Origin of the sequence: Parageobacillus thermantarcticus, assembly GCF_900111865.1 — a bacterium.
Lineage (GTDB): Bacteria > Bacillota > Bacilli > Bacillales > Anoxybacillaceae > Parageobacillus > Parageobacillus thermantarcticus.
In genome coordinates this window covers 1-26619 of the sequence record NZ_FOJS01000038.1, presented here as the reverse complement: position 1 = coordinate 26619, position 26619 = coordinate 1, and the positions used below count along the sequence as shown (strand labels likewise).

General features: G+C 37.2%; 26 protein-coding genes, 3 pseudogenes and 1 riboswitch. Of the genes and pseudogenes, 3 read left to right on the top strand and 26 right to left on the bottom strand.

Annotated elements, in window-relative coordinates:
• The 9 genes and pseudogenes from BM278_RS14295 to BM278_RS14255 form a co-directional block, all read right to left on the bottom strand.
• The coding region (locus tag BM278_RS14295) for a cation diffusion facilitator family transporter (RefSeq protein WP_143093455.1) at positions 1 to 422 on the bottom strand (422 nt) is incomplete at its 3' end.
• Positions 423 to 436: 14 nt separating this feature from the next.
• Positions 437 to 745, bottom strand: coding sequence for an ArsR/SmtB family transcription factor (locus tag BM278_RS14290; protein WP_090950979.1), 309 nt, complete (start codon positions 743 to 745; stop codon positions 437 to 439).
• A gap of 262 nt (positions 746 to 1007) precedes the next feature.
• Positions 1008 to 1796 carry an undecaprenyl-diphosphate phosphatase gene (gene bacA, locus BM278_RS14285; RefSeq protein ID WP_244151182.1) on the bottom strand — a complete coding sequence of 263 codons (789 nt, stop codon included), beginning with the start codon at positions 1794 to 1796 and terminating at the stop codon, positions 1008 to 1010.
• A 139-nt stretch (positions 1797 to 1935) separates the two neighbouring features.
• Complete coding sequence (locus BM278_RS14280) at positions 1936 to 2658, bottom strand: ZIP family metal transporter (RefSeq protein WP_090950976.1); 723 nt, start codon at positions 2656 to 2658, stop codon at positions 1936 to 1938.
• Between the two features lie 110 nt (positions 2659 to 2768).
• Positions 2769 to 3620: a hypothetical protein gene (locus BM278_RS14275; RefSeq protein WP_090950974.1), complete on the bottom strand. Its 852-nt coding sequence runs from the start codon at positions 3618 to 3620 to the stop codon at positions 2769 to 2771.
• 256 nt (positions 3621 to 3876) lie between these two features.
• Positions 3877 to 4341, bottom strand: coding sequence for a putative iron-sulfur cluster-binding metallochaperone (locus tag BM278_RS14270; RefSeq protein ID WP_090950971.1), 465 nt, complete (start codon positions 4339 to 4341; stop codon positions 3877 to 3879).
• A 12-nt stretch (positions 4342 to 4353) separates the two neighbouring features.
• Positions 4354 to 6855 (bottom strand): annotated as a pseudogene (locus BM278_RS14265) (heavy metal translocating P-type ATPase).
• Between the two features lie 13 nt (positions 6856 to 6868).
• The gene (locus BM278_RS14260) at positions 6869 to 7189 is read right to left on the bottom strand and encodes an ArsR/SmtB family transcription factor (RefSeq protein ID WP_090950969.1); all 321 of its coding nucleotides are present in this window, start codon (positions 7187 to 7189) and stop codon (positions 6869 to 6871) included.
• A 139-nt stretch (positions 7190 to 7328) separates the two neighbouring features.
• On the bottom strand, positions 7329 to 7802 hold the full coding sequence (locus tag BM278_RS14255) for a PCYCGC motif-containing (lipo)protein (RefSeq protein WP_090950966.1): 474 nt from the start codon (positions 7800 to 7802) through the stop codon (positions 7329 to 7331).
• Positions 7803 to 7964: 162 nt separating this feature from the next.
• Between BM278_RS14255 and BM278_RS14250 the strand changes: the two genes are divergently transcribed.
• Together BM278_RS14250 and BM278_RS14245 are read left to right on the top strand one after the other, a co-directional pair.
• Complete coding sequence (locus BM278_RS14250; RefSeq protein WP_090950964.1) at positions 7965 to 8510, top strand: copper resistance CopC family protein; 546 nt, start codon at positions 7965 to 7967, stop codon at positions 8508 to 8510.
• Positions 8507 to 9595: a copper resistance D family protein gene (locus BM278_RS14245; protein ID WP_090950961.1), complete on the top strand. Its 1089-nt coding sequence runs from the start codon at positions 8507 to 8509 to the stop codon at positions 9593 to 9595. Before BM278_RS14250 ends, BM278_RS14245 begins: the two co-directional genes overlap by 4 nt.
• 47 nt (positions 9596 to 9642) lie before the next feature.
• Here BM278_RS14245 and BM278_RS14240 read toward each other — a convergent pair.
• The 17 genes and pseudogenes from BM278_RS14240 to BM278_RS14175 all read right to left on the bottom strand — a co-directional run.
• Positions 9643 to 9891: pseudogene (locus BM278_RS14240) on the bottom strand (low molecular weight phosphatase family protein); the annotation flags it as partial.
• 93 nt (positions 9892 to 9984) lie between these two features.
• Positions 9985 to 10045: riboswitch (Fluoride riboswitch) on the bottom strand.
• Between the two features lie 119 nt (positions 10046 to 10164).
• A pseudogene (locus BM278_RS19695) lies at positions 10165 to 10282 on the bottom strand (cation transporter); the annotation flags it as partial.
• Positions 10283 to 10446: 164 nt separating this feature from the next.
• Positions 10447 to 10938: a hypothetical protein gene (locus BM278_RS14235; RefSeq protein WP_090950958.1), complete on the bottom strand. Its 492-nt coding sequence runs from the start codon at positions 10936 to 10938 to the stop codon at positions 10447 to 10449.
• Between the two features lie 113 nt (positions 10939 to 11051).
• Complete coding sequence (locus BM278_RS14230) at positions 11052 to 11327, bottom strand: hypothetical protein (protein ID WP_167359646.1); 276 nt, start codon at positions 11325 to 11327, stop codon at positions 11052 to 11054.
• 58 nt (positions 11328 to 11385) lie between these two features.
• Entirely contained in the window at positions 11386 to 11877 is a 492-nt protein-coding gene (locus BM278_RS14225) for a TnsA endonuclease N-terminal domain-containing protein (RefSeq protein WP_090950954.1), read from the bottom strand.
• A 162-nt stretch (positions 11878 to 12039) separates the two neighbouring features.
• Positions 12040 to 13890, bottom strand: a complete 1851-nt coding sequence (locus tag BM278_RS14220; RefSeq protein ID WP_244151181.1) for a peptidoglycan DD-metalloendopeptidase family protein — start codon at positions 13888 to 13890, stop codon at positions 12040 to 12042.
• Position 13891: 1 nt separating this feature from the next.
• Positions 13892 to 17266, bottom strand: coding sequence for a type IV secretion system protein (locus tag BM278_RS14215; RefSeq protein ID WP_090950952.1), 3375 nt, complete (start codon positions 17264 to 17266; stop codon positions 13892 to 13894).
• A 3-nt stretch (positions 17267 to 17269) separates the two neighbouring features.
• Positions 17270 to 19336, bottom strand: coding sequence for a VirB4 family type IV secretion system protein (locus tag BM278_RS14210; protein WP_090950950.1), 2067 nt, complete (start codon positions 19334 to 19336; stop codon positions 17270 to 17272).
• Complete coding sequence (locus BM278_RS14205; RefSeq protein ID WP_090950947.1) at positions 19314 to 20201, bottom strand: hypothetical protein; 888 nt, start codon at positions 20199 to 20201, stop codon at positions 19314 to 19316. Before BM278_RS14205 ends, BM278_RS14210 begins: the two co-directional genes overlap by 23 nt.
• A gap of 2 nt (positions 20202 to 20203) precedes the next feature.
• Positions 20204 to 20545: a PrgI family mobile element protein gene (locus BM278_RS14200; protein ID WP_090950984.1), complete on the bottom strand. Its 342-nt coding sequence runs from the start codon at positions 20543 to 20545 to the stop codon at positions 20204 to 20206.
• A gap of 105 nt (positions 20546 to 20650) precedes the next feature.
• Complete coding sequence (locus BM278_RS14195) at positions 20651 to 21043, bottom strand: hypothetical protein (RefSeq protein ID WP_090950944.1); 393 nt, start codon at positions 21041 to 21043, stop codon at positions 20651 to 20653.
• A gap of 348 nt (positions 21044 to 21391) precedes the next feature.
• The gene (locus BM278_RS18840) at positions 21392 to 21550 is read right to left on the bottom strand and encodes a hypothetical protein (RefSeq protein WP_167359645.1); all 159 of its coding nucleotides are present in this window, start codon (positions 21548 to 21550) and stop codon (positions 21392 to 21394) included.
• 47 nt (positions 21551 to 21597) lie between these two features.
• Positions 21598 to 22608, bottom strand: coding sequence for a hypothetical protein (locus tag BM278_RS14190; RefSeq protein ID WP_090950941.1), 1011 nt, complete (start codon positions 22606 to 22608; stop codon positions 21598 to 21600).
• A 63-nt stretch (positions 22609 to 22671) separates the two neighbouring features.
• The gene (locus tag BM278_RS18835) at positions 22672 to 22845 is read right to left on the bottom strand and encodes a hypothetical protein (protein WP_167359644.1); all 174 of its coding nucleotides are present in this window, start codon (positions 22843 to 22845) and stop codon (positions 22672 to 22674) included.
• A gap of 26 nt (positions 22846 to 22871) precedes the next feature.
• Positions 22872 to 23957: a DUF3854 domain-containing protein gene (locus BM278_RS14185; protein ID WP_090950939.1), complete on the bottom strand. Its 1086-nt coding sequence runs from the start codon at positions 23955 to 23957 to the stop codon at positions 22872 to 22874.
• Positions 23958 to 24181: 224 nt separating this feature from the next.
• The gene (locus BM278_RS14180) at positions 24182 to 24490 is read right to left on the bottom strand and encodes a DUF4258 domain-containing protein (RefSeq protein WP_167359643.1); all 309 of its coding nucleotides are present in this window, start codon (positions 24488 to 24490) and stop codon (positions 24182 to 24184) included.
• Between the two features lie 162 nt (positions 24491 to 24652).
• Positions 24653 to 25069: a hypothetical protein gene (locus BM278_RS14175; RefSeq protein ID WP_090950932.1), complete on the bottom strand. Its 417-nt coding sequence runs from the start codon at positions 25067 to 25069 to the stop codon at positions 24653 to 24655.
• Positions 25070 to 25207: 138 nt separating this feature from the next.
• Between BM278_RS14175 and BM278_RS14170 the strand changes: the two genes are divergently transcribed.
• Positions 25208 to 26436, top strand: a protein-coding gene (locus tag BM278_RS14170) for an IS3 family transposase (protein WP_090950981.1) whose coding sequence is annotated in 2 segments (ribosomal slippage) — positions 25208 to 25496 and positions 25496 to 26436 — 1230 coding nt in all. Because the reading frame shifts where the segments join, the coding sequence is not laid out codon by codon here.
• Positions 26437 to 26619 lie beyond the last annotated feature (183 nt).

Genomic DNA, 26619 nt, shown 5'->3' with positions numbered 1-26619 from the left:
GCAATCAGCATCATAGAGCCGCTAGCCACGGTTGGAGGATTGTAAAAACGTTCAATTGCTTCCCAAATAATAAATCCAGCGATAACAAACAAGGTAACTCCATTAAACAAAGCGGCTAAGATTTCAAAACGATAAAAGCCATACGTTTTATTGGGGGAAGCTGGTTTGGTGGCAAACCAAATTGCCACTAAGCTAAGAACAAGTGAACTAGCATCACTAAGCATATGACCAGAGTCAGAAAGAAGGGCTAGGCTGTTTGTGATTAAACCTCCGAAAAACTCTAACAACATAATTCCAGCGGTAATGAGAAGGGCAATTGTAAGCCCTTTTTTATTTCCTTCTCTACTGTGATCATGATGATGTCCGTGGTGATGGTGATGACCATGGTGGTCGTGAGAATGATGGTGGTGATGATGATGCATGATAAAATACCTCCTTAATGATGTTCAGAATGGTCAATGGCTTGTTTTAATAATGAAATAACATGTTCGTCATCGCAGGAGTAAAACAGTGTTTTTCCTTCACGGCGATACTTAACCAGTCTCAGATTTCGTAACATACTAAGTTGATGAGAAACGGCTGATTGAGACATTTCCAACACTTCTGCAATGTGATTGACATTGCACTCTTCTTGCGATAACAAATAAAGAATTTTGATTCGTGTTGGATCGGATAATACCTTAAATATTTGCGATACATTTTCAATGGTTTCAGATTTTAAGAAAGAATGATCTTCCATCTTCATTATGATTTACCTCGCTTTATTTACTATATATGAGCATATGTTCATATGTATGTATCATATTTTACATTCATTTTTTTGTCAAGTTTAGGAAATGTTTTTTAATGAAAATGGCTGATTTAGCTCTTAATGAATGGGAGGAGGTTCTGTTAAACTTCAGTGTTGATTTTTATACGAAGGCTGTTATCGTTAATTGTTGATTTTCGACCAAATGAAAAGCCACCTTATGATGATAAGGTAGCTTTTTTGTACTTATCTTATTCAACTATCGTACCCGTTCAATAAGGACAGTTAAAACAGTATAAGTATGATAAATGCAACAGCTAACACAATACGATAGTATGCAAAAGGGATTAATCCTATTTTTTTTTAGCCATTTTAGGAAAGTCACCACAGCTATCATTGCCACAACAAACGAAGTAATAAATCCCACTGCAAATATTGGAATATCACTTACACTCAAATAATTCCAGCTTTTTAATAAGTCTAAGCTCGTTGCTCCAACCATTACAGGAAGAGCAATTAGGAAAGAAAAATCTGATGCTGTTTTATAACTAGTTTTTACTAATAATCCCCCGGAGATGGTTGAACCTGCTCTTGAAAAACCAGGATACACCGCTAGACATTGGAACAAGCCGATAGCTAAAGCCTGGCGGTAAGTCAAGTCGTCCAGGGAATGGGTGATTGGTTCAGCTTTCCTTTTTTCGGCAAATATCATAAGAATAGCACCTGCCACAAGTCCAATCACCACGGTCTTAGGAGAAAATAAATATGTTTTAATAACATCGTGCAATAATAATCCAGCTATTATTGCAGGCAAAACACCTAATATTATATGTATGGCATTAAATTTCTTTTCTTTTTTTAGTATAGGCTTAATGTTAAACAAGGAAACGAGACGTTGCCGATATAAAACTATAATAGCAAGAATTGCACCTAACTGAATGACAATATCAAATGTTTTTGCTCTTTCACCTTCAAAGCCAATAAGATGTCCAACTAAAATAAGATGACCAGTAGATGAAATAGGTAAAAATTCTGCTAAACCTTCCACAACTCCAAGTATAAACGCTGCTAGTATGTCATTTTCATAATTTCACTCTTCTCCAATTTATATCTAACTATTCAACTATGCTACGCTGTTAGTTTAAATTAAGAAAAGAATAAAAATCAACATTGTACCTTAACAGAGCCTACAGAAAAAATAGGTAAAATGAAACCAATATAAAACCGATTATAGCCATTATAACGCAGTATATTTTTGTAGATGTGCGTAAAGCCATTCCAAAAATTTCCTTTCCCGTTACTGAAAGCATTACCCCCATCGCCAATGCAATAATCATTGCTACTAGCCAAGAAACCCCCATTCCATAATTGCTTCCTATGAAGGCTCCAACTCCTACGGGAGTGGAGGCTATGATTGCCCCAAGTATGATGCTGAGAATGCCAAACCCAGCCATCAACAAGGGAGTAAAAACAGCAATACCTTCTGGAATATTGTGAAGTATGATCGTAGTCATCATTGGTTTAGTCAATGAAGCGTGAGTATTGGCTCCAAGTGCGATGCCTGTTGGAAAATTGTGAAGGGCAATACTGAATGTTAAAAATAGACCAGAATGTACGAATACGTCTTTTTTAGCGTCATTTGTAATAATGATCACATGATGAGAAACCTTTTCTAGATGCTTGTAAATAAAATAACCCAAAATCAATCCGACAATCGCAATAAACCAGCCTCCAATTTCTATGCTTTCAGGCAAAATTTCCAATGTGACCAGTCCGAATATCATTCCACTACATATTGAAAAAATGGTCGGTGTTCCTTTTTGCCATCCTTTAAACAACCAAGCAATCGCTCCACCAGATAACATTCCAATAGCAGAAGCAGAAAACCCTAAAAGCCAAGTTGAGTTCATCCATCATCCCCCCCTTGTACTAAGTTGTCTTTACTTTTATATCTGCCAAACTTATAAAATATGTCCTTTAAAAACAAAAAATCCTCCGCCATGGGAGGATTTTAGAGTTTTTATGAGACTTTGACTACGAAAGGAACGGTAATAACCTTGCCTTCGTGTTGGAACTGACCCCAAATTTTATAGATTCCACTCTTAGGGAACTTGGTCATAAATTTAGCGTCTGGTCCTTTTGCCTTTTCGTCCATTGGATGTACGTGTAAGTATTCCTCTACATTTTCACTGATGATGACAACGTGTCCAACAGCACCTAAGTATGGTTGTAAATTAGTAATCGGTCGACCTGTCTTGTGGTCTTTAATGTTAAAGTTCAATGTAACGTCTGTTCCAGCTTTGAGTTCGTCAAAAGATAATGTAATTTCCTTGCCTTCTACAACTTTAGTTAAATTTTCGTCTGGTTTGAGCGGAGTGGTTTGTGCTTTTTCTCCCTCAACCGTAACAGTGTGATTTTTTACAACTTTTGATGCCCCTTTTGGAACATAATCAGCATATAATTTATATTCTCCTCCAGCAGGGAAGTTTAAGGCAATCGTAAACAGTCCGTCACCTTTGTATTCAGGGTGTAAATGGTTAAAATAAGATAAATCTTTACTTACCACAATCAGATGCATTAGCTTTTCGTGCTGAATATCAAAGTCTTTAACAGGTTTTCCGTCTTGATCGTTAATTTGAATTGTTAAATCAACCGTTTCATTGATTTTTGGAGTTTCTTTTGAAAACTTCCAAACAGCCTGAGTAGTATCCTCTTGGGACTGGTTCGTTTCGTGATGCATTCCTTCGTGATTTTCACCTTGTTGCATATTTTCGTGATTCGTATGTTGGTTTTCATTGGTATTGTCGGATTTACCACATCCACTTGCAATCAATAAAACGGAGACTAGAGTTAATATCATTATTTTTTTCATATTGATACTTCACCCTTTCTAGATTAAATATATTGCAAAAATGACACATTGATAAATAGAAGAGTTACCGATCTATAAAAGGCTTTTTCTTAACTATGGGCTATATGTTTGGTACCATTGGACAAATGAATGGAACAATAATTGTTATAATGGACTTATGTGTTGAGATTAGTTTAGCAATCGTATTTTCTTTGTTGTCAGGAACTTTTTACTTAATTTGGCGATTTATTAGAGCTATGGAGAAGCGTGATTGGTGTTATTCCACGTTCTCTGCTCTTAGAGATTTCACGTACGCCTTTACATTTCCCAAACAACAGGACCCTTGTGGGTTATTAACTTCACAACCACAACGGTTTTCTTTCATATGAGTAGAGATGCTATTTATCACCTTATTGTCATTATCAGTATCAAAAGCCTCATTAAGTTTTCTTCTCGTCCAATCAAAACAATAACATACTGGTGTGTCCAAATTCTCATCTTTTTGGAATACTGGAACTTTTAAATCGTGTTGTTGGAATATCAGTCCATCTTCATTAAAGTAGACCACATTACAAGAAGGGGTTGAACAAAAATAATAAGTTGTTCTTACATCTAATTTGACTAGAGCATTTGGTAAAAGCAGACTCTTTAAAGTAATCAACTGTATCCTTTTCCCTTTATGATTACAAGACGGACATAATACGCTCTCGGAATGATTTGTAGGTTTACAACAATCAGACATTTGTATTTCCTCCTACCTTAACCTCAACAGTCTCATACTGTTAAGAATAACCAACAAAGCTGCTCCCGTGTCGCTTAAAACAGCAACCCATAAGGTAAGCCAACCTGGGAAAATTAGAAGTAAAGCAACAAACTTGATAATCAGCGAAAACCATATATTTTGCTTGATAATTTTTAAGGCTTTTCGGCTTAATTTGATGGTATAAGGCAGTTTTTCTAAGTTATCTGCCATAAGAACAATATCGGCTGTTTCCATAGCCGTGTCTGTTCCCGCACCACCCTTTGCAATCCCCAAATTGGCAGTGGCTAAGGCAGGAGCATCATTAATACCGTCACCAACCATTGCGACCCGTTTCCCTTCGTCTTGTAACTGTTTAATGGCTTTTACCTTGTCTTCTGGCAATAGTTCGGCAAAGTAACGATTGACACCCGTTTGAGAAGCCACTTTTTCGGCAGTTCCTTTATTATCACCCGTGAGCATTACTATTTGATCTACACCCATATTTTTAAGCCCCTGTAACGCTTTTACCGTTGTCTCACGGATAGTATCAGCAACAGCGATAATACCAAGTATCTGCTCTTTTGTCCCAACAATGACAAGCGTATTTCCTTCGTTTTGAAGGGTTTTCATTTGGGACTCATACTCACCAATAGGAGTATTCAGTTCTTGGAACAGTTTCAGGTTTCCTGCAAAGTATTCCATACCTTCAATCGTTGCTTGAACACCCTTACCGACAATACTCTTAAATAATTCCCCATTTCGAGAAGGAATCTCTTTTTCTTTTGCGTAATTAACCACAGCCAATGCAATGGGGTGAGTGGAGTATTCCTCTAAGGTGCGAGTAATCGATAACAAATCCGTTTCAGTCGTATTGATCGGTATTACTTGTGATACTTTTGGCTTACCTTCGGTCAAAGTTCCCGTCTTATCGAACGCAATGGCATTAATGGATCCAGCTGTCTCCAAGAAGGCACCGCCTTTAATCAGAACACCGTTCTTGGCTGCATTTCCGATGGCTGAAACAATAGCTACAGGTGTAGAGATAACTAATGCACAAGGACAAGCGACAACTAATAGTTCAAGTCCTTTATAAAACCAATCTCCCCAAGTTCCAAAGCCAAGTAGAGGAGGAAAAATCATGACCGCCAATGCTAATGCAAAAACAATAGGTGTATAAATTTGTGCAAATTTATCAACGAATGCTTGGGTAGGGGCTTTCTTTTCTTATGCTTCTTCCACTAAATGAATGATTTTCGAAATGGTTGTATCTTCAACGAGCTTCGTGACTTTGATTTCTAAAGATCCGTGTTCGTTAATGGTTCCTGCATATACCGTATCGCCAATTTGCTTATCAACTGGTATGGACTCACCTGTAATGGGTGCTTGGTTAACACTTGATTCTCCTTGGACAACTTCACCGTCTAATGGAATTTTGTCACCCGGTTTGACAACAATGATATCTCCGATAGCTACTTCTTCTACAGATTTTCTAACTAAGTCCCGACCTTGTTTTACCCAAGCTTCAGGTGGTGCTAAATCTAGTAAACTACGAATGGAGTTTCTAGTTTTTTCAATGGATTTGGTTTGTAAAGCATTCCCCAATGCGAACAACCAAACTACGGTAGCTCCTTCAAGCCATTCACCGATCATAACGGCTCCAATGACTGCTGCTGTCATCAATACATTCATATCTAAGGACCGGCTTTTTATGGCGTAATAAGCACTTTTAGCCGGCTTATACCCACCGATCAATATGGATATAGCATAAAGAACATTTACCATAAACGGAGAGATGTCAGTTAGGGAGCCAAGAAAACCAAATAATAACAATACTCCTGATAATACAAGAAGATTATTACTTGATTGTGTTGTTGACATCTCCGCTTCGGCTCGTCTATTTGAAACGAGAGAGGCTTTGTAACCTGCTTTCTCAACCTCTTTCATGATTTCTTCAACAGAATTGTCGTGTTCAATCCGCATTTTTCCCGTGGAAAAATTAACGCTGACACTTTTTACAGAAGGATGCTGTTTTAAATGATTTTCAAGCGTTAAGGCACAGGAACTGCAATCCATTCCTTCAATGGTATAAATTCGTACATTCCCTTTTGATTCAATTGGTTCCAATGTATAACCCAGCTTCTTCATCTCCGCTGGCAATTTTTCTAACACTGACGGATTTTCAGCTACAACTTGCATTTTACCCGTGCTGTAATTGACGCTGACGTTCTTAATGTGTTCCAGTTGTCCAATGCTTTTCTCAATGGTCAACGCACAAGCAGGGCAATCCATTCCGTGAACTCGGAACTCCGACTTGTGACCTGTGACTTCGGATAAATCAGATTCGTCACCTTTAGGCTTGAATTCTGCAGAACAACAATCATCTTGGCAGGACGCTTTTGATTCTGGAGTAGAGTTTATTTGAATCAAATTGAATTCTGTTTTCAATTTTGGTTTTTGAGATTCTTTGCAGTTATCACCATTACAACAAGTATTTTTTTGTTCCTTTTCGAACATTATCATCACCTTCTTAATATAAATGGCTATCGCATTGAGCGACTTCCGTTTGCACTTGATTTAACACTTCGTCAAACAGTTCAAGCATTTCTTTGATCTTTTCATTACGTAAAGAATAATAAATATATTTGCCTTCTTGTCGTCCCACAATAATTCCGCAGCCCTTTAAACAAGCTAAGTGTTGTGAAATATTCGACTGATTGCCTTGAAGCTCTTCAACGATTTGGGATACCGTTTTTTCCCCATTCTTAATGCATTCCAATATTTGAAGTCTAGTTTTATCAGAAAAACCACGAATAAATTTAGCTTTTACGTCTAAATAATTTTGTCCCATTTATTTCATCTCCATTTCATATTAGTATTCACTAATATGATTATCTGTGTTCAGATTAGCACTTTCTAATACATTGGTCAAATAGGCAAAATGAAAACCTCACCTTTCGTTTTCGGAAAAGTGAGGTTTGTTTATTATATTATAAAGGCATTGGGGTTTTCGTTGGTTTTGCGTAACCTTCTTTGTACTTTTCATTAATGTAATGGCGAATTTCCTTTATAGATTTGCCTTCTTGTTTCATTTTAATGGATTCCGCTGCAATCTGTAAGCAAACGCCGCAACGAGTACCGTGGTCATCCCAGACAACAGAACCATCTTTATTGATTTTTTTGACAAAGCAATTCATACTACTTTTATGTCCCGCACTCTCAGCACAACCGCAATAACAAGGAATCCATTGTAACAACTCTGTTGATTTGCCAGCAGCTTGATATACCAAGCGGACCTCTTCACTTTGACCTTTCAAAAAGGTCGGTAAAACATCAGCAGAAGCAGTTTTTTCTTGCAAATCTCCATTGGAAGAATGCGCTTGATGTGATTGTTCTTTATTGGAACTGCAAGCCGAAATGATCAAAGTGAGCAGAAGTAAAACAATAATTCTCTTATATTTCATCCTTGCCACCTCTTATAACATTAGATATGACTAATATATCATAAGGGGTAGACATATTTAGCGTAATAATCAATTGTTCAAAATATTGTCGATTTATAAAATTAAATCAACATATTAGTCAGCTATAATATGACTTGATAAATAAAGAAAGGATGGAACAAAATGTTAAAAAGACTCATTTTATTTGCTTGTTTGTTGGTGTTGTTGCCAACAACAGCATTAGCCCATACGGGTCTTGAAAGTTCAACGCCAAGCGATAAAGAAACAGTAACAAAACCTTTAACAGAAATTGTTTTGGAATTTAATACGCCAATTGAAAATCTCAGCACATTTACCCTTTTAGATAAGAAAGGACAAAAGGTAAAGGTCGATCATATTGCAGTTGAAGACAAAGTATTAAAGGGAACTTTTAAGAAACCATTACCGAATGGAGAATATATGGTTAACTGGAAGATTGTCGGGGAAGATGGACATATCATAGAACGCAGTTTCACATTTACCGTAAAAGCACCCGAAGAAAAGAAACTTACACCAACTGAAACAGCCGAGAAAACCCCAGCATCAAAAGATAATAAACAAGAAATGAAGCCAAACAAACCTGATTCTACGAACAATGATAAAAATAATTTTATGATGTACTTGTTCATCGGAGCTTCGTTGGTTGTTCTGCTTATTATGACTACGTTGCTATTGAGGAGAGGAAAATGATTTATCTATCTGAACTTTTACTGTATGTTTGCTTTTGTATTGTGGTCGGAAATCAATTGCTAGCGTTTGTTCCAGCCGATAAACGTCCAACGGTTGCTGTTCCTAATTGGTTAATCAATCTCTGTATTATTGGAATAGCTTTATTATCCTTTTCACCAGTTTTAAGGGTTACACTCATCTTTGCAAAAGATTATAATGTGAGTTTTTGGACCATTTTTAAAGGCATATTAATGGATTTCAATATTGGACACGCTTGGTTAGTTACTTTGTTTTTATGTCTTATTTTATTGCTTGTGCGCATTTTGAAGAAAATGACGAATGACCCAATCCTTGAACATATGGGAGCCTTTTTGACTTTTGCTTTAATATTGGCTTTTGGCTGGGCAAGTCATTGTACGGCAAGTTATGAATTAAAAGGCTTTATCCCTCACGCAATCCATTTTCTATCTGTAACCGTCTGGATTGGGGTATTGTTTGTTGTCGGGTGGTTCTCAAAAAACAGCGATAATTGGCTGAAATTCTTGAAATGGTTTAGTCCAATTGCTTTTATATGTGTAATCACAACGATGAGTGCAGGCTTCTTCTTAATGAATTTGTTAGTTCCTGATTATGTGAATTCGTGGATCGTTTCGTACGGACAAGCTTTGCTTATTAAACATTTATTTATTATTCCGCTACTGACTTTTGCATTGATTAATGGTGTACTTGTGAGAAGAAAGATAAACATAAATCCAAACTTTAATCCGATTCCATGGGTAAGAGCGGAAAGTGTTATGGCTTTGCTTGTTTTTACATCTATGGCAGTGATGGGACAACAAAGCACTCCTGAAAATATTGCAGCCATTATAAAATTTGAGAAACCGTCCTGGTTGTTTGAGGCTTTTTACAATGGGAAAATTGAACAAGATATATCCATTCATTTCGGAGTCAACGCTTTAAGCATTGCGTCAGCTATCACTGCTATATTGTTCTTAATAGCATTGGTTGTTTTGTTCAGAAGAAAAGACAACGTTTTTTTGTCCGGTGTTTGTGGAGTCCTGTTTGTAATATGTGCATATGTATCGTTAATGATTGGAGTTGTCTAGTTATAAAAAGGGTTCTTCGTCATTGACGAAGAACCGTCATTTCAATCTTATTCGCCTGTTTCAGCAATTTTTTTGATACGCGCACCGATTTCATCGCGAACACGCTGGAATACAGCCCATTTTTCTTCTTCTGTTCCCTCTGCCTCCGCAGGATCATCAAATCCCTAGTGTACACGTTTCACGTGTGGTGGTGTCACCGGGCAATGGTCTACTGTATGACCGCATAATGTTACTACCCAATCAGCTTTATTTAAAATTTCAGAATCAATGACATCGGATGTAAATTGATTCTTTAATTTGTGTAACAAGTTTTCTCCCCCTGTATTTATTTTAAATTCTTTATCCATTTAAACGAACAGTACCGAATGAACAGACTCCTGCCAGAGACATCTCTAGCAGGAGTCATTGGTCATAAAGACGGTTATGGAGAACTCCACCGCCTATTATTTAGAGTTGACAATGATATTTTATAATAGACAATTTAAAAAGGTAATTTATTAACTAAGAAAAGCTGAAGCAACACATATAAATCAAGCGTTTTATCAGATTTTCATTTCTCCTTGATGGATTTAAAAAATTTCAATCTGAATGATTGTATGCAGAATCTTAAATTTTTCTTCAATCAAAATATGACAGCTTAATGAATCCAATCCTGAAGTAATGAATGATCCAAATATGTAGGTCATAAAAACATCAATCATGCATACAATACTTTACTAAGGCTTTCTCCTCTCCATTGGCTCAATTGCTTTTATCAGTATCAACTGTATTTTAATCACACTCCAAGCGCTTTTTAAATACTGATTTACTCATACTTTCAACCGCAGGAAACAGAGAGCTAAAACAGACCTTCACTTCAAGTAAATCATCATATCATATGCAAATTTAAGCGTTGCGCTTTCATCTTTGAAATAGAAATCATTTAATACCTTCTTAATCTGCTGCTTTACCTCATTAGTGATGACAATGGAACGATTGTTAGTGCTTGGTCTCCCCATTCTTTTTTGGTGTTGCTGTTTCTCTTTCCCTTTTCCTCCTGACAAAATTCTTTGATCCACCAAGGCTAAAGGAGTCATTCCGCCTTGCCAATACTTTTTGAGGTAGGTATAAATGGTGACATCTGATACACTAAATTCGCTCATGATACGTTCTATAAGCCGATACCTCTCTGTTTTCAGATAGATATCTGGTTCTTGATTCACCAAAGGTGCAATAATTTCCCATGCCCGATTGTTTGCCAATAGCTTACGATCACTTAAGATGATGTTCTCCTCGTCGATACGGGTAATTTCTTTACGCAATATCCCCTTAAGTACATCCTCAATTAACATTTCATAAGGCATTTTGGCATTAGACCTTAAATCAATCACATAAGCATAAGTATTGCTAGGATTTATCCATAATATTCTGAATTTTTAGTTTGTGATGAGATTTAGATAGACTGAATTGACCGTAATCATTTTGTTCCTCCATTCAATAAAGAGTTCCAACTTTTATTAAAGTTCAAGCGCTTCGTTAGATTGACAGAGATGATTTTATTACTAATGAGACTTTTTAGAGCATTTAAAAGAGTCACCTCATCGATTCCTATGTCTTCACTTAGCTTTTTTAAAGTATGAATGACCTTTTCTCTAGGGTTCACCCTGCTTATTTTGTGCCTTAAGACATCTAGAACACCTTCGTCTACACCAAAAGGAAACAATTGATACTGACGCAAATCCTGAAGATTCACCGCAAAATCTTTGTTTATTTCTTTGTCCGTTACGACTCCCCAATCAATACCGAGCTGATCATAATAATATTTCTAATGTTCGTTTTTTTAAAAGATCTTTAAATGACTTTATTGAGCGCGCAGCATAACAAACATCGCCCTGATCATTTTTATAAGTGATCATGAAATCAGTGGTCATCACAATATTGATTTTGGTCTTTGGGTCTTTCGGATGTGCAAAACCCAATAGCTCTGCGATTTCAACCGTTTTTTCCATCTCTAAAATGGGGTATTGTTCTCTAATATCAACAACGGAATCTTGCCACTCTAGTATGTAAAAAAAATATCGCTCCAAATCCGATAAGAAATGATATTCTCTCTTTACCTTTGTCCCCATTTCCCGTGCGACTCGACCATTCGACGGCACATCTCTAACGGTTAACCAAGGTTTGTAATTTTCAAACTCTCCTTGACCACGCCCTTCCTTGATATACTTATCAATTCTTTCAAAAGTCCAATGGTACTGAAACCTTGCTATAAATAAAATCCTTCCCCCTAATAAAAAATACACAACTTGCTTCAACTACAGTCTAGACAAGTTGTGTATTTTTATACATAATATCTAATTTTTATTCCATTTTTTAAAACTTTTTTTGTAACTCGTTTTTAAAAGTATTTTTGTATTTTAAGACTATTTTTGTATTTTAAAACTTTTTTTGTATCTCTACAGTCTCTAGAAAGGCATGATAGTCACAGGATTAACGGCATTCGATTTTGTGGTGTTCCAACTAGGTTGGTGAATTTCAAAATGCAGATGCGGACCTGTTACGTGCCCTGTAGCACCCATATATCCTAAGAATTGCCCTTTTTTTACCCGTTGTCCTTCTGAAACGGCTCGATTTTTCATATGTGCATATACTGTCTCATAGGTCACACCATTTATATTATGTTGTATGAAAACTACGTTTCCGTAAGAACTGGAATAATATGAACGCTTTACTACACCATCAGCAACGGCAACAATCGGTACATTGCTTCGACCACCTAATCCGATATCTACTCCATAATGCATTTTTCCCCAGCGAGGACCGAATCCGGATGTTATTTCACCTGTTGCTGGGCGCATAAATGCTCCTTTTGTTGCCTGAGGTACATCTCCATTTGCAAGGTATGTTGCTCCAGAACGGAAAACTGAAGCAAAGTTTAATACTTTATTAACGTACCATTCAGCATGATTGTACTGCCAAATGGCACCTCTTGGATTGGAACTATATCCATTAGCAGCTAAATAACTTGCCGCAGTATGAATCGCATCTGCTTCATTCCATGGATCCGCTTTACCGTCTCCATCACCGTCTTTTCCATATCCTCCACCTGCCTTAATCACTGCTAAACTAGTTATATCGAGTGATGGACTAACTTGTCCACCTCCGATGTTGTATTTCCAGCCTACCCAAGTTGCGGGAAGAAACTGCATCGGTCCAATAGCTCCCACACTTGAAACCATTGTCTTGTGTGTTGAAAAGCCGGTTTCAACGTAATGAATGGCAGCTAACACATACCAATCTACTCCATATTTTTTCTCTGCATCAATGTAAAACTTCATAAATTGTGCGGGAATATTGTCACCTGGAATAATGGTACCATCGAAGCCGGCGAATCCGCCAATTCCACCTAATCCTCCTGTTGTCTGCAGCCAATTAATATAGTTGATTTTCCCTCCTGATAATAAATAAAGCGCTTCAACCATTTTTTTATCGTTTAATCCATATCCAAGAGAATTTAGTACACTATCAAGCATTGAATAATCTTCTGTATTCACTGATGACTCAAGAACATAAGTCATTTTTCGTGTATATTTACAAGTGGTAATTGTATCTATGACTTCACCTGTTTTGGGATCAGATATATCTCTAGAAGAGCAGCCTGTCTTTTCAAAACTTCCAAGACGTTTCTTATATGTGTAATTAGCCTGAGTATTCCATGCTTCGATATGGGTTAATTTGCTGACATAATGGTCGGTTCGGGTAATCGGGGATCGTGTACATCCGTCCTTACTACAAGTTTCGGTATATGATTCCGTATATTCATTATATTGATCATATTCAAATGTTGGTTTGAGAAGTTCTGCAATTCTTTTAATAAATTCTTTATCAGGCGTTCTGTCATAATTATATTCGATCTGCATAACTGCGATTATCAATTCAGGTGGTACTTTATATGGCCTTTGTAAAGGGTCGTTTAGATCCACAGATTGATTTGATTGTAAAATGATGTAATCACGTAATTCCTTTCCTACTTTATCTAGTCCGACTCCTTCGCTATAAAAGAGTTGCACGGACATAAAGATTATAATGACTAAAAAAATAACTCCTATGAACAGAAGTAACGATGGTCCGAATATACCGACTAAAAAAGTGATTAACATTTTTGTTAATACAATCGTCATTCTCATAAGGGCTTTAGCGACCGCTAAAGCCCCTTTTTTGAAAAGTTTTCGCATTTTCTTTATAGCAAATTTTTTCCCCGTTCGAACAACGACATTCTCTTCTTGGTCTCGCTGTTGAGGAATCAAAGAATTCATGTTATTTCACCCCTTGAGGTGAGCGAATCCTGTCTAGCTCTCTTCTCAATAGAAGTCGTTTGTTCGGACGGTGTGGTACATATTCATCAATCTCGAAAGTAGATGTATAGTCATGTTGTTTTACTTCTTTACCATTTACTTCCATTTTTATTTTTTGTTGAATAAATCGTTGATTACGAATTTCGTAATCCATTGTCACCACTTCATTATCTTTCAATCGAGTATCACCTTGTCCATATGGAGAAATACGAACAGTCTCTCCTTGTGGTGTTTGAGCAATTACGTATGAACGATCTCGCTCTACTATCGCTCTGATATTTTTCAGTTTTGCATTTAGAACATCGTTTAAATAGAACTGCTTATATTCCACCATTTGATTGTAGGCAGGTATGTTTGGTCTTTCTTGATATGGTTTCGATGCTCGATTAGATAGTAATTGATTAGGATCAATTTTCATCACCCGATTAATGTACTGACGATTACCACCTGAATCCATTTTGTAAGCATAAGGATTACTACGTTCGACGCTTATTCCTTGTTCTGTTACCGTTAGGTCGGTATAAACCACTTCATTGCTTGCTAGCGAACTGTCTCCCCGGCCAATACGAGAAACAACATGTGTAGCTCCAATTTGGTCTTTCACTTCAATGTATGACTCATTCGCCGTAGTAACTAAGCGAACAGCTCCTTTAGCAACAACTACGTTGCCATTACTATCTGTTGTTTTTTGAGCCATTTGATAAATTTCTGAAGCCTCATACACTTGTTGGTTAACTGCTTTATTAAGAGGACTTATTTTTTCGGCCATTTGAGAGAATTTCTTATATCCTCCTATTCCTCCTATCAGTCCACCCGCATAACCAGCCATATTACGTATTAAAGCTTGTTTTTCAACAGCATGTGGAGTTACATATGGAGTTTGCGCTGCAACTGCCACATCTTGTTTAGCTTGCTGATAACCTTCTGTAATAGCAGCTGCTGTCTTCTGAAACAGATTTCCTTCTGTATTAGAAAAAGCCATCGATGCATTTGCATAAGCTGATGTTACTCCTACAGATACTAAATGCCCCAATTTAGTTTCTTTTGCCATACGAACTACTCTTGCTATACCTGATGTTTCCATCACTGCATTTAATGAACCATACGCTACGCCGCTGACACCGCTAATGAAGGAACTATTATTCATCGCATGCGCTTTGACCGCATGGAATGCTTCCTGGGATGGCATAGCTTGAACAACTTCTTGTAGATTTTTCTTATATATTTCTCCCTCGATGGATTTCCAATTTTCAAGAGCTGATTCTCTCGTCACACCGTTATCTAATTGACTTTGGATATAAGCATCTTTTTGTTGTGCTGTTCTTGCATATGCAATAGATTGGGCCAAATAATCTCGGTTGACTGAACGATGGTCATAGATTTTTCCGCTTGGAACCTTTGATACAGCACGTGATACCGCGTTGCTATAAGTTCGTATATCTCCGTTTTTCTGCGTAAAAGCAGCTTCTCCTTGATTGAAAATCTGACTATATCTTTCTTTATCAAAATCTAGTGCTTTACTAGCAAACTGTTGAGCAAACTCATCTTTTTTTATGAAGCTATGAGGAATATCGTGTGACAATGTTTTAATTACATCATTTGCAATATCCTCATACCCTTTTCTTTGCTCACTAAGAAGCGCCTGCCAAGCTTCGTTTGCCTTTGCCTGATGTTCTAAACGTTGAGCGTCCGTTGCGGTTGCAGGCAGTGGATTTTCTTTATTGAATTGTTCCATAAACGCCGCTTTATTATTTTTCTCGAAGCGAGACATCATTTCGTTTACTGCCGCTTCCTTTAACGCATCGGCATTTGCTAGTGTTTGATCGTTTTTCGCTAAATCAATCAATCTCATCGCTGCTTCGCGACGAGTTTCTAGTAGTTGTCCCCATTGAGTTTGGAGTTCTCTTTCCCCAATGTCCGGGAAACGTTCTTTCATTTGGTTTCTAAACTCTTGATACGTTTTGGGGCCGACATCATCAATTAAATCACTATTGGCAATAATATCAGTTAGTAATTCATCAGACTTTGCATTCAGATTTTTTCCTTTTGTAAATCCTTCTGCAAAACTTTTGCCGAACGTTTTTGCACGGTTTACTAACCCTTCTGCCGCAGCCATTCCAAAGCGTCCTGTTAACTCTCCCGCAGTATCCCCTAATTCTGCACCTATTGTAGCCATTGAGATGCTCCCATATGGTCCCATTGGTGAACCGATAAGTGAACCTGCGACACCGCCAACGGCACGCCCAGCTTTCGAAATAAAATCACCCGCTTTTAACATTCTCTCTGCCGATGGGGTTGTTCCGGTAAATGTGCCGGTATTTGCACCTATTTTATTATCATCTTCATTCTCCACTTCTTTTCTTTTACGAAATCCTTCATATGCCCCTTTTAATGCAGACATAACACTCTTATCACCAATAGCTCCCTTGATAGAACCGTACACACCTGCTAATCCCGAAAGACCAAACATAGCTCCCACTTTTGACCAACTGTTATGTAATCCTCCGCCTAAACCAAGCAACGAGCGAAGTCCTTCGGAAACAGGAATAAAAATTACATACAAAATAACTGATTCTATTAATTTGCTTCCTTCTTCTGCTGCCCCTCCAATGATTCCACCGTATGCACCTGCCATTTTGGCCACTACCCAAAACAGAAATGCGTGAATAGATTGAACAAAAATGGTTCCTATCATCTCTTTTAGCCAACTAAACGTGATGCGTCGTGTCCAAGGCATAAGCAAAAAGGATACCATGAGTGGACCAAGTATCATAAATATCATAAGAGTTAGTTTACGCATCAAGTAATAGAAACTCGCCCAAAGTGACAATCCCAGCAATACAAATTGAATAATCATTTTTCCAAGCAATGCTGGATCGTCTGGCTTTAATTCTTTGTCTAAACTTGCAAGTTTTCCATTATAGGCATCTCCAAACAATGAAACAATAAAATGATTAAATTGAAAAATCACATCATATAAAATATCTAGATTAAACAGCAATAGGCTTACTAAAATCCAATCTCTAAAAAATTCCATAACGAAAATTCGATTAGAAGCATTAATACCCGATGAAGCAATACGGTTGCCATACATGACCACGCCAATCAAGATGAAGAAACCTGCCAGTATCAACATTAAATTAAATCCTGGCTTATAAATGTCATTGATTTCATTAGTAGTAAAGATTCCATAAATTAGATTTTGATCTCCTTCTACGCCAAATACCCAATCTTTTATGGATTTTAAATCCATGAACGGTTCCAGAATGAGCTTAAAAAGCGCCGTAAGCAGTTCCGTAATAACCTCTAATATTTTGTCTGTCACAGCGTTCAACATATCCTAGAACCCCCCCGAACGCTGCATTTGTTTTCTTTTTAAGAAATCTTGTAGAACAGCCTCATTTGATTCTACGAAAATCATCTCTTCATCGGATGGATTAGTTCGTATCCAAACAGACGATTTGCCAACTCTTAAAATTCCTTCTCCTTTTTCAGGATTGGTGAAAAGCTTATCAATTTCACCTTCAGTTAGATTAAAGTTCTTTTTAATTTGTTCTAGGTCGATTTTGTTTTGTTCTAGGAAAAAGAAAGTGTGTGTATTTTGTAATACCCCGCGTGCCTTTTCGTTGTTAAGAATTCGAAGAAAGTCCTGCGAAGCATAAACGAGCCCTGCATTTCGTTTACGACATCTTCGAGCTACTTTTTCAAAGAACGATACGGTTTGGTCTTGATCGATGAATTGCCAAAACTCATCCGCGTAAAGTAATTTTTTTTCAGTTGCAATTTCAATATTTTTAATAAAATGTTCCCATAAATAATTGAGAATAACGTGGTATGCGATTGGGCGCAAAAATCCTTCTTCCATCTGTTTAATGTTGAAATTCACTAACCGTGCTTGATGTAGAGCTTGTGTAACTCCACGACCAAGGTTGGTTTGGCCATCAAAAATAGGTTTTGAGCCGTCACGTAAAAAAGGACGAATCGCCGCAATCAAACGCTCTGCTTTTGGTTCTTCACCGTATTCTTTTACTAAATAGTTATAAACGTCGGATATGGTTGGCTCTGGTTTACGCACGTTGGATTGAATCAACACACCATCTCGTTCCTCAACTCCATCCACAAACAAGGAACGTGGATGCGAAGTGATACCTAATACTTCATCGAAAATATAGCGAAGCGCTTTCTCTAAATAGTTTCTTTCAAAAACTGTTAGCCCTGCTTCCTCTCCATTTTTTCCTCGAACGATAATATCGAAGAAATCTAATATTTCATTTTGTTTCTCACGGATCGGCACAAAACGAATAAATTTTCTGCCATTTTTTTCAATTATCTCTTTATCATCACTTTCTTTTAGCCATTCGAGTTCTTCGTCCTCATCATCTAGTGGGATGTCGGTATAATTTATAGCTAACGGATTAATAACAATATTTGATTCTTCACTAATATCTAAATTGATACCGCCTAAACGTTTTGTAAGAGTTCTAAATTCTCCTTCAGGATCAATAATAGCGGCACGAATGTTAGCGGCAACCAGTTCCCTTGCAATTTTTAATTTCATTGCTAAGGACTTTCCACTTCCGGATATACCAAAAATACCCATATTGTAGTTTGGTGGCTTGTAATCCTCATTACCAAATGAATTTATAAATTCAAGTTGCCCAGTGATTTTATTCACACCAATCGGGACTCCACCATAGTAGCGGCCGCTTCCTGAAATAAATGGAGCAAACGTCGAAAGCGCTCGTCTATCTAAATTTCGCACGGAATCGTGTATATGATTTTTTCCAAATGGTAATGCACTCAAAAATCCCTTTTTAACACGACTCCATGTCGTGGAAACCTTAAAGAACATACCGCTTAATTCATCTTCAATGGCTTCACTTAGGCGATTTAACTGGTCTTCTGATTTACCGAATATCAGACCTAGCACCGCTACATGAAACATATCATTTTCATTGAATTGGATCTCCTGCATAAGCAAATCCGTATCGGCAATTTTAGTACGCAAATCATGAATCTGGTCTTGATTTCCACGACGTAATTGGAAATATAAGCTCGATTGAAAAATTGTTTGTTGTTTTTGTAAAGCACGAACCGCATCAGAACGATTTACTTTATGGATATCAATTAAAACATCGACTTCTCCGCTAGCAGTAAGCGAATAAAGCCAATTCGTTTGCATTTTACGAGGATATCCATCTCTCGGTATAAAAAAAGGCCTAAAATATATACGTTCACCAAGCGTCTGTTTGATAATGCCCGTATCCTCAGAATTAATTGTGATACCATCCGGTGCGATAACATCCCACAACGTAGGACGAATATCGTACTGATAGAGAGGAGTATTCTCATTTTGCTCAACTGCTGCATCTACATTTTTTTTCTTAAATAGCTTCTTTTTCTTCATACGATTCCTCTCCTTCACTGCTTTTTACTGCCTCTATTCTTGCGTCATCTTGATCAGCGGTAACATATAAAGATAACATTTCTTTTCTTTGTATATCTCGGAATCTGTTTTTTACTGCTTTGTGACGATTTAGAGCATGGTATAAAACCTCTGTTATTCCTTCATTTGAAAGCAAATGAACATCGATATAGGCTTTTCTCAATTGACTTTTTGCTGTATTAAAACGACGATATAATTCTGCAAATGCTTTGTCATATAGTCGTTCTTTCAATTCTTCTTCATCCGCAGCTTGAATGGAGGCAGGATTGATTTGGTGATAGAAAATTAAATAACGTTTAGTTTCATAACGCGGTGTGTACGTTTGCCATCGTTGTAAATATTCTAAAAAAGACCGACCATATTCCATTGCGTTTGGTGATAAGTCAGAGGAAGCTGACATATTCTTTTCCATTTCTTCAATTGCTTCAGTTAAATCCGTTAACCGATTCTGCAAATAAATTTGAACGGGATAATTGATCTGTGCAAGCCAACGCTCAAAGATTACATCAATAGCTTCTTGTTCTTCTTGGCTTAATAAAAAATAATTTACTGGCTCTACTTCAGCCATCATTATGAATCGATAGTCTTTCGTTACCAACATGTTTTCAGCCAAATCCTCAATATCCTCAAATAAGTCAAGAATTAATTCGGGCTCCTGTTCTAACTCTACATTGTGCTTCTTATTTCTTTTTTCTTTTTTAAAAGAAGAAAGACTAAATGTATTTACTTTCTTTTCTTTCCAAGGTAGTATAGGTTCTTTAACCATGATTTTATAAAACACATACATAAACAAAAGGATTCCAACAAACACAATAACATTCTTCATTCTTAGCCATCCTCCATCCATTCGGGTTTGACCGTACCTTTTCTCCATACTCCAATTTGATATTTGTATCCAAACTTAATAAGTAAATACATATCAAAATACATATGATATTTCGCTACTCGATGAAAACCGAAAAGGTAGACGAATCCAAGAACAGGTATAGTTGAAATCAAAGCAACAATCAAAGCTACAATGATGTTAGGAATGATTTTGAAAATTAATGGTACATAGGAATACAAAACGACCAATCCAAACAAGCAATAAATCAACTGACGTACAGACATAATACCGAGTAATGATTTCTGTTCACTTGACATATCAACCGGCACGGTCACTCTTCGCACAGCAGTTAAACACTCCTTTAACATTAATGTTGTAAATGAATCCCCTCTTGGAGACCACAAGAGGGGATGATATGCATAATATCAGTCATTGAATTCGGTGCATTTCTACATGCCTAAGCTCGCTATGTAACCAGCGATTTCTCTAGCTTGGAATACGACAAATGCACCAATACCAGCAAACGCTAAACCTATTAACCCAGCAGTTCGGTTCTGCGGATTATGTTGTGACGCTGATAGTTTCAATCCAGCGTAAATAAAGCAAATGAGAATCCAGAAACCAGATAAAATATAAATAACAATCATAATTGAGTTAGCATCTTTTATTAACTCGTTTTGTCCTGCTGTACTATTACTTTGAGTTTTAATACCTGATTTTTCTAAATATGTTTTTGGATCAACAGATGTTGCTCCTGCAGGCGACGGATCTGTGAATGCTATCCCAATCACCGCTACAAAAGCTAACAAGAATGCTGTTAATGCTTGTACAATTTTTCTCAATACAATCCCCCTTTCTTTAGCATGATTTTGGGGAAAATAAAAAACTCCCCAAAAGAAAGGTACGAACAACGACACACTTTCCATGTGTGTTCATACTTTTCTTTTGGGGAGTCCCATTTTTAGTGTATTCACTTTTCGTTTACAAGAATAATATTACATAAAGTTCCTTATATTTGCAATAATAAATCCGAAAATAATCCCTTAATGTCAAGGTAATACTACTGTTAAAAATCCTAAAATGATTACATATAATAAAAATTTTGATTCGACCAAACTCACTTCAATGAATTTTAAGAAAATAAAGACTCCCCAAAAAAGTTCGTTTTTTTCTTTGGGGAGTCCCATTTTCTAAATACCGTACTTCTTTTTAAGTTTTCCTGACCAACGATTTACAATAATTCCTACAGGTTCAGAATCCCTTTCGCTTTGATGTGACTCTTTATAGGACTGATAAACATCTTTTGATTTTTTTACACCTTTCGTTTTGAACTTGAATAATTTAAACATCTTAATCTCCCTCGCATCCTTTTGATAATATTTTACCCTAAATTCCGTTAATTTTCTAATGTATTTAACAAACTTTCTACCCTTTCAGATAAAACATTGACAATGTTACCTGATTTACTTATTTCCTTAATAACTTTGTCAAACGTGATTAACATTATATGCGGTTCATTGTTAATAGTATACGGTAACGTGAAATAATATCTCCCCACTTTTTCAGAATCGCCGTATTTCTTTTCAAATATATAATAATCTTCAGAGTTCGTATATGTGATATAAATAACAGCTTCTATAATACCTATCCGTTTATTTCGTCTATACATTTTATACACGTTTGATACGTTAATCCTTGGAAATACTTTTTCCTTTTTAGACAGTAAGTGAATGGCCACATTCATTAAAACAAACTTAAATATATCATGGTCGTTAATGTCCTCGTCATTTAAAGAATTTATCTCATATTCACATTTTTTTATAAATTCCTTTTCTTCCCCTCTTTGAATAGCATTGTGAAATTCCCGTAAAAGATTAGGCTGAAAATTAAGTGTGACACTGTCCCAGCTACTCACATCATCCACGAATTCAACTACCCGCTTTATATGAACTTTATTGGTTGAAAGGGAATATTCATACAACTGTATTCCTTTTACGTACGGTTCCCTCTTCACGAATGCTTCCATTTTCGATTTTATAAAAGCAAGCTTGTCCTCTTTGCGATTAGAAACGATATGGATGCTAGGCTTCAGTACTCTTTTATCAATGTATGTTTCCAATCGCTTTAGTAACTGAACTTTTTCCTCTTCTAATCTATTTATCTTATTTTCTAATGACTCTTTTTCTAATGACAGTTGGTATGCTTTTAAAATTACCGTTATCAAGAGTAATATGAGCGGAATATATCCCCTTGGAGACATAGGCTTTAAGTAGGGGGACACCATATCATTGATGACATCTTTGGTATCTCCAAGCACCACATCGCTAACTATAGGATATAAAAACCCTCCTAATAGCGTGATAATAAACATGGTGAATGAAAAAATAACCATCTTATTATTCTTCAATTCTCTTCACTCCCTTCTATTAGTTTACTACATAAAAAGCCCCTAATCAGCTGATTAGGAGCTTTATGCATTTTTATATTGTTCTTCCATGATGGAGTCCCCCAATACCTCGCTGTTGAAGACTATACGATACGCCTCTTCTTCGCTACCTAGCTTCCTCGCCAGGTCGTCAACCATTCTTTTAATTAGAAGATCTTTTTTAGCAAGGTTTTTCATTTTCTTTAAATTAAATTCCATTTTTTTCTCCCCCTTGGTTCACTTTGTTATACATAATGAAACTGAGGTAGTTGACGAGCCAACAGTAAGTCGTCAATTCCTTTGTATTGGTCATTCCATAGAGCCAAACGTACCCTGATTTTTTGTGTTTTCAACTCTTTGATGAATTGAATCATCGCTTTTTGGACTTGTGGATTTCTAGCAGCGTCCATATCAATAGCGAGATTCACCATCGTTACCCCCATTTCATGCAATATCGGAAATGCCAATCGAAATGCATTGACTCCCGGCAATGCAAGAAATGTAGTGCCTATATCGTCAAGTTCCTCCGGCGAATAAAGTTTCTTGACGAGATCGACTGCAATATCGCATTTGAGGGCCCCTTCGGACACCCAAACGGTTTTCGCTTTTCTTAACGAGCCACGTATCCATGTTGCCAATTCGTCTGAAGGAACAGCAACATGAACTGGGGCAGGGTTACCGACACCTGTACCTTTATGTTTATTTGCTGATGACAACCAGAAATAACGGTTGCCTTTTTTTAGAGTTATGATACAAAGAGGCATCCCTTCATAGTTAATTATTTTTGATTCCCCTAACTCTAGCTCTCCTGAAAAAATAATTTCCCCTTCATACGCCACTTGAACAAAGTTAGGTTGCTCAAATTTCACTTGCAGCAATTCGCTTCTACAGCGTGATTGGAGCCTAGTGTGTATCTCATTTGGCGGATTATCAATTCGATATTGAAAACCTATAATGTTATTCCGCTGATCGCGATACGGTATTAATATCCCTTCCATACCCGCAATCGCCCAGAACTCGCTTGTATCACTTTTATGAAGATAAAAGCCAGGTATACCTGAAAAGTCATTAATACCTAGCCTTTCAGCGATCTCACGTACTATGCTTGCATTGCGGGCAGATAGAGTTTTATAGCCTCTCGCAATTATCACTTCATCTGTTAATCCCCTACTTGGGGAAGTGAGATGATAATAGTGCTCGTCCGTCAGCGATAGACAATCAAGTAAGGTTGAATAGACGGTATGGAGTTTCTCCGCATTCGCTTTTGGTAAAAATTGTTCTAACGGCTCGATATTTTGTTTATGGACGGCCCGACGTTGACCTTTCTTCATAAAATGGAGATAACTTGGCAACGCCTAATTCTTGGAGAACGGACGGTCACTTTCAACACGAATACACGCTACCAAGCTCCCATCTTCATTCGTAATACAACCCCCTACCTTGCCACAAACTGGGCAGGCAGTACGATAAAATTCGTACCACCCTTTAATACGTGTTTGTCTCATTAATTTCATTTTTACCACCCTTTCAAAGTTTTTTATCCCCGCTGCGCTTGTTAGCCAATACATTTATCAAAACGTCGATGGTCAAGTGGAGGCATGACGGTTACGATTTCAAAGTCATACCTCCCTTTCCAAGCCACCACTATGACGATGGGATTGCAAGATTGATCAAATCCAGCAATGACCATCTTTAAATCTTTTCCGTATTGCTTTTCTACCACTTTTCCGTTATATATCGCGAGCGCTATGTCACATTTGTTATAACCTCGCTTATTCATCTGCTCTTTTGCATGAACGGAAATATGGATAGTGCCTTCATGTCCCATGAGGACTTTTTTGAGTTTACGATAAACACTTTTCATACAATTCCCTCCTTCCGAGTAAATAAAAAGCGGTCTTCGGACGTTTGATGATGGCATACGAATAGCCATACCCAAACAGTCCAAAGACCGCATATGTTTGATAAACCACCCGCTGACCTTATGGTCGCAAACAAACAAAATAATCTTAACACTTTTAGAATATCATCGAAACGGGATTATAGACAATGTTTTTTGTAAAATTTTTCGCCAATTTTTCTCCTTTGAAACAAGTTCCTCCTTATAAGGAAAAAGATGCAACATCATAAGACGAAATACATTTTCCCATGCTTTTTGAACATATGGGTTTTTCCATAACGGTGTTGTTTGGATGTATTGTTGCTGTGCCTGCTCCTCTATTGGTTGTAAAGAACCTAATAGCGGGATTTTCATTTGTTTGGACAACCATTCAGGCTGGCTAAACGAATATGTGCGTGTATGAATGAGATAGAAAGGAATTTTTACACGAGATTGCAAACTATGAATATAACTTGACCATTCGAGAATTGGCCAATGGCTGTTATCAACTATAATCCAAAGTTCTGAACAATGCTCTAGGGTATCTAACGTTGCTTCATTCATCTCCCCAGTTGGAAAATCTATCATGGTTACGTCAAAGTATTTAGCAGTTGTAACTCATTAGCCCCCTAATGAATTTGGACACTCGATAAGGTGTTTTTTATAATCGAAGTGACCAAATGAAGGGGGCTTTTGATGTACATGAAACGAAGAAAACATTCGAAGGAATTTAAGCTACAAGTGGTGAAAGAAGCATTAGAAGTTGGAAATAAAGCATTGGTAGCTAGAAGATACGAGCTTAGCCCGAATCTTGTGCAAAGATGGGTGAAGGCATATGAAGAAGGAAAACTAGGACAAGAAATGGTTTCCTCTTCCTCTTCAGCTGAAATCAAACGGCTGGAGGAAGAAAACGAGCAGCTCAAGAAGCTATTAGGGGAAAAAGATTTAGAAATCGCGATTTTGCGTGATTTGATAAAAAAGAAGAACCCTCACTTACTGAAAAATTGGAAGTAGCCGAGCAGTGGATCAAGAAAGGATATCCGATTACAAAAGTATTGGAGATTCTAGAAATCCATCGCTCAACCTACTATTATCAGCAGAACGGAAAAGTCGAGAAGAAAACAGTAGGTGGGGGACGTCCAACACCCGGCTACTCTCTAACGGCAACTGGCGAAAAAGTGTCAGACGAACAAATCCAAGAATGGCTCTCTGAGCTTGTGATGGGAGGAGGATTTGCCTACGGATATCGCAAGCTGACCATTCAGTTAAGAAGAGACTATCAGCTTGTGATCAGTAAGAAAAAAGTATATCGATTGTGTAAAGCGATAGACTTACTACGTCCGCAGCGAGAGAAACGGATTCCATATCCGAAGAAACTCGCTCGAAATCGCATTATTACAGGCTCGAATCAGTTATGGGAAATGGATGTGAAATATGGATATATCGAAGGAGAAGAACGCTTTTTCTTTGTTTTGTCGCTCATCGATGTGTATGACCGTTCGGTGATTGATTACCATATTGGGTTGAGTTGTTCAGGAAGCGATGCCGTAAAGACGCTTCAAAGAGCGTTATTCAAGCGTCAGCAATTTGAACAGGCAAATAAACCTGTGATTCGGACAGACAACGGCCCGCAATTTATTTCTCATGCCTTTGAAGCTGCCTGTGAGCGATTTGGAATCGAACATGAACGGATTCCACCACGGACGTCGAATATGAATGCGCATATTGAAGCGTTTCATCGTTTACTGGAGGAGGAATGTCTAGGAAGAATGGCGTTTGACAGCTATGAAGAAGCTTATCAAGCCGTGATGGAATACATGAAATTTTATAACGAGCGAAGGATTCATTCGAGTATTCTCGATCTTCCACCGCATGAATTTTACAAAAAAGCGCAAACGGAATCGTTAATCATCAAAGAAGTTCGCGTATAAGGCAAGAGGATTTTGTCTTCTTGCCAAGAAAAAACGAGAAATTTTGAGAATAACCTAAAATAAGATAGGATGTGTCCAAATTTAGGGGGTCAATCCGTAACAAGCGAACCTATGATACTACAAGGAGCATTCCTGTTAGAAGTTTTTTCGGGGACTTGAATAAAAAAAGCCCTCTTGGTATGA

Excerpts from the sequence above, each read along its gene's own strand:
- BM278_RS14245 (WP_090950961.1), top strand. The coding sequence starts at position 8,507 with ATGATTTATCTATCTGAACTTTTACTGTATGTTTGCTTTTGTATTGTG.
- BM278_RS14235 (WP_090950958.1), bottom strand. The coding sequence starts at position 10,938 with ATGCCTTATGAAATGTTAATTGAGGATGTACTTAAGGGGATATTGCGT.
- BM278_RS14270 (WP_090950971.1), bottom strand. The coding sequence starts at position 4,341 with ATGTCTGATTGTTGTAAACCTACAAATCATTCCGAGAGCGTATTATGT.
- BM278_RS14250 (WP_090950964.1), top strand. The coding sequence starts at position 7,965 with ATGTTAAAAAGACTCATTTTATTTGCTTGTTTGTTGGTGTTGTTGCCA.
- BM278_RS14280 (WP_090950976.1), bottom strand. The coding sequence starts at position 2,658 with ATGAACTCAACTTGGCTTTTAGGGTTTTCTGCTTCTGCTATTGGAATG.
- BM278_RS14275 (WP_090950974.1), bottom strand. The coding sequence starts at position 3,620 with ATGAAAAAAATAATGATATTAACTCTAGTCTCCGTTTTATTGATTGCA.
- BM278_RS14205 (WP_090950947.1), bottom strand. The coding sequence starts at position 20,201 with ATGAAGAATGTTATTGTGTTTGTTGGAATCCTTTTGTTTATGTATGTG.
- BM278_RS14290 (WP_090950979.1), bottom strand. The coding sequence starts at position 745 with ATGAAGATGGAAGATCATTCTTTCTTAAAATCTGAAACCATTGAAAAT.
- BM278_RS14210 (WP_090950950.1), bottom strand. The coding sequence starts at position 19,336 with ATGAAGAAAAAGAAGCTATTTAAGAAAAAAAATGTAGATGCAGCAGTT.
- BM278_RS18840 (WP_167359645.1), bottom strand. The coding sequence starts at position 21,550 with ATGTTTAAATTATTCAAGTTCAAAACGAAAGGTGTAAAAAAATCAAAA.
- BM278_RS14175 (WP_090950932.1), bottom strand. The coding sequence starts at position 25,069 with ATGAATGAAGCAACGTTAGATACCCTAGAGCATTGTTCAGAACTTTGG.
- BM278_RS14185 (WP_090950939.1), bottom strand. The coding sequence starts at position 23,957 with ATGAAGAAAGGTCAACGTCGGGCCGTCCATAAACAAAATATCGAGCCG.
- BM278_RS14255 (WP_090950966.1), bottom strand. The coding sequence starts at position 7,802 with ATGAAATATAAGAGAATTATTGTTTTACTTCTGCTCACTTTGATCATT.
- BM278_RS14220 (WP_244151181.1), bottom strand. The coding sequence starts at position 13,890 with ATGAATTCTTTGATTCCTCAACAGCGAGACCAAGAAGAGAATGTCGTT.
- BM278_RS14180 (WP_167359643.1), bottom strand. The coding sequence starts at position 24,490 with ATGAAAAGTGTTTATCGTAAACTCAAAAAAGTCCTCATGGGACATGAA.
- BM278_RS18835 (WP_167359644.1), bottom strand. The coding sequence starts at position 22,845 with ATGGAATTTAATTTAAAGAAAATGAAAAACCTTGCTAAAAAAGATCTT.
- BM278_RS14215 (WP_090950952.1), bottom strand. The coding sequence starts at position 17,266 with ATGTTGAACGCTGTGACAGACAAAATATTAGAGGTTATTACGGAACTG.
- BM278_RS14260 (WP_090950969.1), bottom strand. The coding sequence starts at position 7,189 with ATGGGACAAAATTATTTAGACGTAAAAGCTAAATTTATTCGTGGTTTT.